The organism is Cyclobacterium sp. SYSU L10401 (assembly GCF_010993705.1).
GTDB lineage: Bacteria > Bacteroidota > Bacteroidia > Cytophagales > Cyclobacteriaceae > Cyclobacterium.
Window position 1 is genome coordinate 339,446 of sequence record NZ_WOFO01000005.1, and the last position, 7,450, is coordinate 346,895.

7 protein-coding genes are annotated in these 7,450 nt (G+C 43.8%); 4 read left to right on the forward strand and 3 right to left on the reverse strand.

From position 1 onward, the window contains the following. Nucleotides 1-53: 53 nt before the first annotated feature. On the forward strand, nt 54-1,427 hold the full coding sequence (locus tag GL182_RS14540) for a hypothetical protein (RefSeq protein WP_163380418.1): 1,374 nt from the start codon (nt 54-56) through the stop codon (nt 1,425-1,427). Between the two features lie 257 nt (nt 1,428-1,684). Further along, on the forward strand, nt 1,685-3,157 hold the full coding sequence (locus GL182_RS14545; RefSeq protein ID WP_163380420.1) for an OmpP1/FadL family transporter: 1,473 nt from the start codon (nt 1,685-1,687) through the stop codon (nt 3,155-3,157). Here the strand turns inward: GL182_RS14545 and GL182_RS14550 are convergent. Genes GL182_RS14550 through GL182_RS14560 form a run of 3 tightly spaced genes read right to left on the reverse strand, consistent with a single transcriptional unit; the run spans nt 3,140 to nt 5,317 of the window. Next, the gene (locus GL182_RS14550) at nt 3,140-3,676 is read right to left on the reverse strand and encodes a shikimate kinase (RefSeq protein WP_163380422.1); all 537 of its coding nucleotides are present in this window, start codon (nt 3,674-3,676) and stop codon (nt 3,140-3,142) included. The two genes, GL182_RS14545 and GL182_RS14550, sit on opposite strands and share 18 nt — an antisense overlap. Next, on the reverse strand, nt 3,673-4,779 hold the full coding sequence (locus tag GL182_RS14555) for a BT_3928 family protein (protein ID WP_163380424.1): 1,107 nt from the start codon (nt 4,777-4,779) through the stop codon (nt 3,673-3,675). Before GL182_RS14555 ends, GL182_RS14550 begins: the two co-directional genes overlap by 4 nt. Next, nucleotides 4,769-5,317, reverse strand: a complete 549-nt coding sequence (locus GL182_RS14560) for a DUF1599 domain-containing protein (RefSeq protein WP_163380426.1) — start codon at nt 5,315-5,317, stop codon at nt 4,769-4,771. The genes GL182_RS14555 and GL182_RS14560 overlap by 11 nt, the downstream gene beginning before the upstream one ends. Nucleotides 5,318-5,331: 14 nt before the next feature. Between GL182_RS14560 and folP the strand changes: the two genes are divergently transcribed. Further along, nucleotides 5,332-6,216 (forward strand): dihydropteroate synthase, encoded by an 885-nt coding sequence (gene folP / locus GL182_RS14565; protein ID WP_163380428.1) that lies wholly within the window; start codon nt 5,332-5,334, stop codon nt 6,214-6,216. Further along, nucleotides 6,213-7,079 carry a diadenylate cyclase CdaA gene (cdaA, locus tag GL182_RS14570; RefSeq protein ID WP_163380430.1) on the forward strand — a complete coding sequence of 289 codons (867 nt, stop codon included), beginning with the start codon at nt 6,213-6,215 and terminating at the stop codon, nt 7,077-7,079. Before folP ends, cdaA begins: the two co-directional genes overlap by 4 nt. Nucleotides 7,080-7,450 lie beyond the last annotated feature (371 nt).

The following is a 7,450-nucleotide window of genomic DNA, read 5'->3' on the forward strand; positions in this document are numbered from 1 at the left end:
CCCTCTTGCTATGTTCACGTATATAGTAACAGAGTAATAAACTAAAAATTCCTATGATTAATTTCAATCCCATACGGACAGTAGGTGCAATAGCGGTTTTAGGCTTGGCTGCCTGTAGTACCAGCTACAATGCGAGCAGGAGTGGAGAAGAAACCGACAACCTGTACTTCATGGCTTCAGACGCCAGGATAGCTACTGAATTTGCGGTGAAAAATAACAATCCTGAAAACTTTAAGGAAATCGATCAAATCCAATCTTTCGATGGCGAGACCGATAACTTCAGTTCTAAGAATGTTAACCCCGAATACATTGCCAAGTACCAAAGGTCAACAGCTCCTGCAGAAGAGGAGGGTACAGTATACTTCGATGATGCTGAAACAGGAGAAGACCAGGCACAGGGAGACCCCAATATCAATGCCTATGATAATTACAGAGGCAGCAATGGGAATAATCCTGTTGTAAACAATTATTTCATGAATCCCATGATGGGGATGGGCATGAATCCCATGATGATGGGAATGGGTGGCTTCTACGATCCTTTCTGGGGACCTGGTTTTGGAGGTATGGGCTTATATGATCCCTTCTGGGGTTCCGGGTTCGGATTCCGACCTGGTTTCAACATGTCCATTGGTATGGGATTTGGATGGGGCAATCGCTTCATGCGACCCGGTATGGGTTTCTATGATCCATTCTGGGGTCCGGGATTTGGATTCCGACCTGGCTTCGGCGGTCTTTATGGCGGTGGCATGTGGGGTAGAAATATTTACTCTCCAGTGATCGTATTGCCAGGAGGCAGTGAAGGTAACAGGAGACAATTGGTACAGAGTGCCAGACCGAGCAGGGCTTCTTCTCTGGCCAGCGGCACCAGCAGGTCCAGGGACATTGCTCAACCGTCCTCTTCAAGAGCTGCGGCCAGAAGGGATGCTATGAACAGCAGTCGTTCGGTAAATAACAACAGGGCTGCTTCTTCAAGAAACTCCTTCAGCAGGTCACAGAATGATTATTACAATGCGGCCTCTGCAGCTCCTTCCAGAAGAAATATCAACTCTCCTGCAATGAATCGTTCAGGAAATACCTCTTCCAGGAGCAGTTATAATGCTCCTACCAGGACGAACGCTGATACCAGAACACAAGCTCCCGCAAGGAGTAACACAAGATATAATACCAACAGGAGTAACAATAGCAGGTCAACCTATACCGCTCCCAGGTCTAATAGTAGAAGTGCTTCTCCTTCTTACAACAGAAGCAGAACCAACAGGACTACTACGCCAAGTTATCAACAACGGTCTACCTCACCTAGCAGAAGTAATTATTCTGCTCCCTCCAGGTCTTCATCTTCCTACAGTGCGCCTAGCAGAGGCAGCTATAGTGGAGGAGGAGCTTCCCGAGGCGGAGGTAGCGTAGGAGGAAGTAGAAGAGGGAATTAATTCCCTCTTTTTTTACCCCTTTACCACCTGATTTTACTTTTTATCCTTAATTGCCTATCATCCCAATCCGGCAGTAAGCAGTAAAACTAAAACCTCAATATTTGAACGTTATTTTTACTTTAACTTAAATTTCTTGTTTCCGTTCAAAATAAAGCGATCCTAATTCGTGAACCTTTGGGCTACCTAAGATAAGGATATGCTGTTCTTTTTCAGGTAGCTTGAAATCCAAAACCAATTCAGTATTTAATTCAGTTGATATGAAAGGATTAAAATTGATTTTGTCTTTAGTGGTGCTGTCGCTCATTCACGTTCAGCATTTGAAAGCTCAAAGCGGCTATGTAGAAGATGCCCTCAGATTCAGTCGGTTTGGTGCCAGCGGTTCTGCCAGAATAGCTGCACTGGGCGGTACCCAGAATGCTTTGGGTGGAGATATCAGCAACGTTCACGGCAACCCGGCCGGGCTTGGGTTTTTCCAGCAATCAGAATTCAGCCTCACGGCAGCCTACAGTGACTGGAACGCTGAAACATTTCTATTAAACCAATCCAGAGGTTATAATGCAACCAATTTTTCCATCCCCAATCTGGGAGCCGTTATCAGCAGGGCCAAAGGACCGCTGGAAGTCGGAGATTGGAGAGGGGGATCTTTCGGGATAAGCATCAACCGGCAAGCCAGCTATAACAATAATTTCGGTTATTTCTCCAATCAATTGGATCAGGGATCTATCCTGGATTATTATGTAAATCTGTATAACGATCAGGGGGAGGTCCCGACCGGCACAGATGGCCTTTATTTCGAAGCTTTTCTGATCAATCCTGGAAATGAGGGCTACGATTATGTTCCTAATGCCACCCTGGCCCTTGAAAAATCGGAAATGGTAGAAAACGAGGGAAGTATGAGTCAGATTGGCTTTTCCTACGGGGGAAATTATAAAAACAAACTCTTTGTCGGAGCTTCTCTGGGTATCAATTCCATCAATTTCCGGTCTACCCAAACCTATAATGAAGAGTTTCTGGACGACAATGACCAAAGTACCTTATTCAGTTCCCTGCAGGAAAACCTGTTTTTGGAGGGCTCAGGGATAAACCTGGGTTTGGGTATTATCTACAAACCCATAGACCGCTTAAACCTGGGACTGGACTTCAAATCGCCCACCTGGAATCGGTTTAATGAAGAGTATGATGCAGACATTTTCGCGAATTTCAGTCCTCCCTATGATGATCCTGAATTTGGGAGTATTTCAGAATCCGATTCACAAACGGATATCTTTCTTAGCAGTTACAACCTGAGGACGCCTATGCGGTTGGGTGCAGGCCTGACCTACTTTTTCGGAAAAAACGGATTTATTTCTGCCGATGCCAACTACCTGGACTACAGTACGGCCCATTTACGGTCTAATGTCTTTAATACCGCAGAGGACAACCAGGTCATCAGCAGTACCTATGGACAGGCGATCAATTATAGCGTCGGTGGCGAATACAGGGTAAAAATGTTACGGATAAGGGCAGGATATGCTTTTTATGGCGATCCCTTTGGGGAGGCGGGCAATCTGGACCGGAGCACTACAAAACTTTCCGGAGGGCTGGGGGTAAAACTACCAGGTTTCAGCATAGATTTTGGTCTGGTAAACAGCCTATTCAACAGCTATTACAATTCCTATCCGGGTGCGGACCTGGCCACCACAGAAAACAATATCATTTCCGGTATGCTTACCTTAGGGTTTAATTTTTAAAAAAGGCATCCATTCGGCAATCAATAACTCAGGGGAAATATCTTCTCCCCTGAGTTTTATTTTGGCTTTTTCATAAAATTTATATCGCTCCACATACATGTTTTTTAATTTTAGTATGATTTCGGAGGTATCCAATCCTGAAAAAAGGGGTCGTATATCAATTTGCGTCTGACTGAGTCTTTCTAAAATTCGGTTGAGGGGGACATCCAGGTAGACTGAAACCCCAAGAGAATTGATCAGCTCCATATTGTCATTGTAGCAGGGTGCACCCCCTCCTGTCGCCAAAATAAAGGCTTCCTTATTTTCTAAAGCTTCCTTCAATACGGAAGTCTCCAGATTCCGGAAATATCCTTCCCCTTTTTCCGGAAAAATATCTGCAATCCTTTTGCCTTCTTTTTCCTCAATAAGGTCATCCAGATCAAGAAAAGGACAATTCAGCCTGTTGCTTAATTCCTTTCCCAGGGTGGACTTACCGCTCCCTGGCATACCTACTAAAACTATTTTTCTAGGGTCGATCATGGGCTAAACAGGCCTTGGGCAGTTTCAGGATCCGGGGTGTTTCGAAAATGATATTTACCGAGTACCGTTCCACTTTCCAGAAATACCAGGCCCGGATTGGAACGAATAATGGTTTTTACGACTGTGGCATCCGCCATGTAATGCCCTATCTGTAGCCCGTTATCTCTTAAAAACTGTCGCATTTCATCTTCAGAGGATGCAGCTACCAGGGCTACCTGCACATCAGATCCCTGAAACGCATTGATCAGGGAACTGATTTTCTCCATCTGCGCCAGAGAAAGGTCTACTTTCTGAATGCTGGGAGAAAGGATCAAAAGTTTCTTACCGCTAAGCATCTCCTCCGTATGGTCACCATTATCATTCCAAATGGCAAAATCAGAAATTTTGGGCAGAGCTTCCGGATTCAAAAGGTTCATTTCTACAAATTCATAGCTTTCATCAGTCGGGTATTGATCAAATTCGACTATTTGTCCCTCCTTCCGCATCAGGTAGCTGTACTCCAAATTGGCAGAAGGCTCCATGGCTTGCGGAATGTTTACCCCTTCTTTAAAAGCACGAAAATCAATGAAAGGAAGGTTTCTGATGGCTACTATGGCCAGGATCAGGGAAATAACAAATGAACCCAGCGTCAGCCATTTACCAAACGCTGTATGCTTCTCAGGGAGCTGCTTTTTGAATATGACCATAAAGGTAATCAGCACCAGCAATACCAGGTCTTTGTAAAAAGATTCCCAGGGGGTCAGTTTGATGGCATCTCCGAAACATCCACAATCCGTTACTTTGTCAAAATAAGCCGAATAAAAGGTGAGAAAGGTAAAAAACAGGATCATGAGTAACAAAAGGTATACCCCGGTCCTCACTTTCCAGCCCACCAGAATCATGATACCCAACGCTACTTCAAGAATGACCAAAATCACCGCAATGGGTAGAGAGATGGCCTTCAGATGTTCAAATAGAGGAGAGATATCTGTGGCAAAAACATCAAAATACTCTTCCATCTTGATGGAGGTACCCACCGGGTCATTCACCTTGATCAGGCCTGAAAACACAAACAGCCCGCCCACCAACAGCCGGGCGATGTACAATATCGTTTTAATGATCATTTTCATTTAATTTAATCATACAAAATACGGCATAATTGAGCATGTCCTGATAATTGGCAATCACCCCCTCGGACACCAGGGTTTTTCCACGGTTATCTTCAATTTGCTTCACGCGGTACAGCTTCATCAAAATAATGTCCGTCATGGATGCCACCCGCATGCTCCTCCAGGCCTCTCCGTAGTCATGGTTTTTATTGGCCAGCAGTTCCCTGGTGGCATTTACCCATTTGTCGTACAAGGGTTCGAGTTCTTCAAAAGAAATTTCTTTCCTCGGATCCTCCTTTAATTCCAGCTGAAGCAAGGCGATGATACAATAATTGATGATACCGATAAATTCATCTCTAATGCTGTCTGTGACCTTCTGCTGCCCCTTTTCCTGAATGGAGCGGATGCGCTGTGCCTTGATGAAAATCTGGTCCGTCAGGGAAGGAAGCCTTAATATCCTCCATGAGGTCCCATAATCCTGCGTTTTCTTCTTAAAAAGTTCTTTACAAAGGCCAATAACTTCATTATATTCGCTTGCGGTTTGTGTTTCCAAAGCAATGGAATTTTATGTTTGACGATTTACGTTCGGTTTCTAATGCCGAAGATACTTTATTTCCCCCAAAAATAACACTTCAGATCAAAGGAAACCTGTTTGCTTTGGACCAGCCCTGGATCATGGGGATCATCAACAGCACACCTGACTCATTCTATGAGGGTAGCAGAATCAACGGAGAAAAAAAAGAGGTGCTACTTAAAGCGGAAACCATGATCGCCCAGGGGGCTCATATTTTAGACATTGGAGGATACAGCAGCAGGCCGGGAGCAGATTTTGTATCTGAAGAAACAGAACTAAAAAGGCTAATATCCGTTATCACTGATATAAAGGAAAGGTTTTCCGGAATCCTGGTTTCTATTGATACTTTTAGGCACAGGGTAGCCAAAGAAGCTGTCGCTGCCGGTGCAGACCTGGTCAACGATATTTCAGGAGGCAACCTGGATCCAAAAATGCATGAAACCGTAGGAAATATGGGAATACCCTACATTTGCATGCATATGAAAGGGGAACCCCGCAACATGCAGGCTTTTACAGATTATGAACATTTGGAAAAAGAATTGCTGTATTTTTTTTCAGAGAAAATAAGAAATTGTTATAAAGCTGGCATAAAAGATGTAATAGTAGATTTAGGGTTAGGATTTTCCAAAAACCTGGAGCAAAATTACAGGCTGATCCGCAACCTGGCCTATTTCAAAACCTTACAATTGCCAATTTTGGTAGGGCTGTCCCGTAAATCCATGATTTATAAATTATTGAAAAGCAGTCCGGAGGAAGCACTCAATGGAACCACTGCCCTGCACATGGCTGCACTGATGAACGGAGCCAACATTTTAAGGGTGCACGATGTAAAAGAAGCAAATGAAACTTTAAAAATATATAAACAACTCTACATTTGAAATTACTCTTTAAAATAGGTTTTTTGGACGTTTCCCTGGTCAACCTGATAGACATCGCTTTGGTAAGTATACTGATCTATCAGGTGTACAAACTGATGCGCGGGAGTGTGGCCATTAAAATATTTTTGGGGTTTCTTTCGATTTATTTAATTTATCTGGTGGTGAGTGCTGCCCAGATGGAGTTGCTGACCATTATCCTTGGACAGTTTATGGGAGTAGGTGTACTGGCAGCCATCATCCTATTCCAACAGGAAATCAGAAAATTCCTCCTTATTGTGGGGAAATCTTCCATATTTTCCAATGAAAACCTTTGGCAGGAGTTGCTGTTTTGGAGAAAAAGAGAAAGCCTGGCCTTCAATGTTACCCCGATTATTGAAGCCTCCAAAACGCTTTCCGGCAGCAGTACCGGGGCCCTGATCGTGCTGTCCAGAAATTCCGAATTGAAGTTTTACGCCGAAAGTGGAGACCTGATCGATGCCGTGGTTTCCAAGCGTTTACTGGTTTCAATTTTCAACAAATACTCTCCCTTGCACGATGGCGGAGTAATCATTTTTAATGGCCGCGTTAAAGCCGCCAGGTGTATCCTACCGGTCACTGAGCGAGAAGTACCAGCCCAGTTTGGCTTGAGACACCGGGCTGCCATAGGGATGTCAGAGGCCACCGATTCTTTGGTATTGATCGTTTCTGAAGAGACGGGACAGGTTTCCCTGGCCAAAAACGGCAAAATCTTGCACAACCTTTCTTTTCAGGAAGTAAGGGAAATCATTAACAACTACCTGACCGGAGAGGAGATTGATGAGAAATTTGAACCGATCAGTCAGACGGATAAGCCCCGGGATTTTAAGAAACCTACTGAGGTGTAAGAGTTATTTAATTTAACTAAACTAAACTTTTCCAAAGTTTAGAACTTTGGAAAAGTTTAAAGTTTGGAAATGTTTAAAGTTTGGAAATGTTAGTAGTTACACAAAAATATCGGTGCTAACCTGTGGCCATCTGTGGTGAACCAATAATAGGCACCACAGGTTACTCAGATTCTCACAGATTAAATGGGAGCTAAGCCATAAATTCGGTATTGATCAACTATGAAGCATAAAAGGAGTAACAAAGGTTGCTGTTTTTGTAGTCAGCACCGGAAAAAAAATCTGTGCGAATCTGTGGCCATCTGTGGTGAAGTAATAATAGGCACCACAGATTACTCAGATTCTCACAGATCAAATGAAAGCTAAGCCATAAA